The sequence below is a fragment of the Paenibacillus sp. 01T442 genome (genome assembly GCF_056398345.1).
The window spans coordinates 1-1,746 of sequence record NZ_JBFTPF010000188.1 but is presented as its reverse complement, the minus strand read 5'-3'; the positions used below and the strand labels follow the sequence as shown (position 1 = coordinate 1,746).

Below are 1,746 nucleotides of genomic sequence, written 5' to 3'. Positions count from 1 at the left end.
ATATCACCGTTTCCAGTACTATGGACTCGTCGTCCTTGATTATCATTAATAACAATGCCATTCACATAGGAATTAAAGGATCTCATATATTCCATAAGTTCAATTACATATGTACCTATATCAAAACTCCGCTTATAATCATCATCAGCGATCGTAAATTCTTGTATCTTTTTATTATCAACAGCTATTTTGGTACTAACTTTTATATCATTAAAAACGGAATTTATCTTTTGGCTTGTTTGTTCAATGATCTTATTCCCATAATTCGCAGCTCTGTTCTGCGTCAGATTATAGAAACTATTATAGGAATAAAACTCCATTATTGAGAAAATGATAACCGAAAATAAAAATATAAGTAATATCTGATGCTTTAGTTTCAGTCTACTAATCTGCAAATTCCTCACTCCGACCCTCAACTCTTTCTGAACTTCGTAGGCGTAATCCCACTTTGTTTCTTAAATACTTTGTTGAAATAATAGTAATCCATATAGCCTACTTTTGCTGCAATTTCATCAATGGACAATTCGGTATGTTTCAAAAGCTCACAAGCTTTCTTGATCCTCAAATCAGTGACATATTCTGAAAAAGTTTTACCCAAATTCTTCTTAAATAGTTGGCAACAATAGACTTGATTGATTAAAAACTTCACAGATAAATCTTTAAGGTAAAGCTCGCTCTGAAAATTAGTGTCGATGTATTTCACCATTTGGGCAAAATAGGAGTTTTTATCCCCTTCATTCCCAGATTGATAGTTCAGTTGCTTTATGTACGTCATAATGTCAAATAAAAAACTGCACAATGACTCAAAGGTTTCAAAACGCTCCTTCAGTTCAGAGTAATTCAGGAAATCAAGTTCCATGTCTTTTAGCTCTTCGTAGTAACTGCCAACCAAGCTACTCACCACTTGATTCCATAAATAAACGACCTCTCCCATCCCTAACTTATTGTGATCAAAGAAATATAGGAGTCTATCCATAATGTCGTCCATTTCTTCAAACTTTTTCTCTTGAATAATAGAGCAAATACCATCTATATACGGCTTAACCAAATTAAGCTTTTGTTCATATTCAAAAATACCATTGGCTTCATTTAAAAATACGGTTGACGCTGCGATATCTGCTTCTTTAATAAGCTTGGCCATATGGTCATACTGGTTAGAAATGCTACTGATTCCTACCGTTTTTATATCTAAGTCAATGAATACGGCTGAATCGAAACTAACATCCAAATCCGTTCTGTTGTCACTTTTGAGAATATATAAAGTTTTTCTTGATCCTAAATTAACTTCCAATGTAGGTTTAAAATTGAAAGCACTTATGTCAAGATCATGCTTTTTCTCACCATTTGAATACATGATAAATACACGGAAGTAGTCGTCCGTTGATTGATCAAATAACTGAGTTAAACGATTCAATTCACTTTTATMCGATGAGGTTAGTGCCTCTAAGATCTGATTATTTTTCATACTTCTCTTAGTAGAAAAATGCAACGCCAGTTTCTCTATTAATGGATCTGCCATCTCAATATCTAAAGGTTTTAGGCAATAATCCAGCGCACCATACCTTAGGGCTTCCTGCGCATATGCAAACTCCGCGAAACCGCTTACAACAACAAAGTCTACATCCAATCCCATGTCTTTGGTCTTTCTCATAAGATCAAGGCCAGAAATCTCAGGCATTCTTATGTCTGTAAAAACCAAATCAGGACGATCCTCACAGATAAAATCAAATGCTTTATGGACACTGG

General features: G+C 34.4%; 2 protein-coding genes. Both read right to left on the bottom strand.

The window, feature by feature from the left end:
• On the bottom strand, positions 1 to 395 hold a 395-nt coding region (locus AC1DLM_RS35280), incomplete at its 3' end, for a CHASE3 domain-containing protein (protein ID WP_477572612.1).
• Positions 396 to 412: 17 nt separating this feature from the next.
• Positions 413 to 1,746 (bottom strand): response regulator transcription factor (locus AC1DLM_RS35275; protein WP_477572611.1); only part of this gene is annotated, 1,334 nt, incomplete at its 5' end.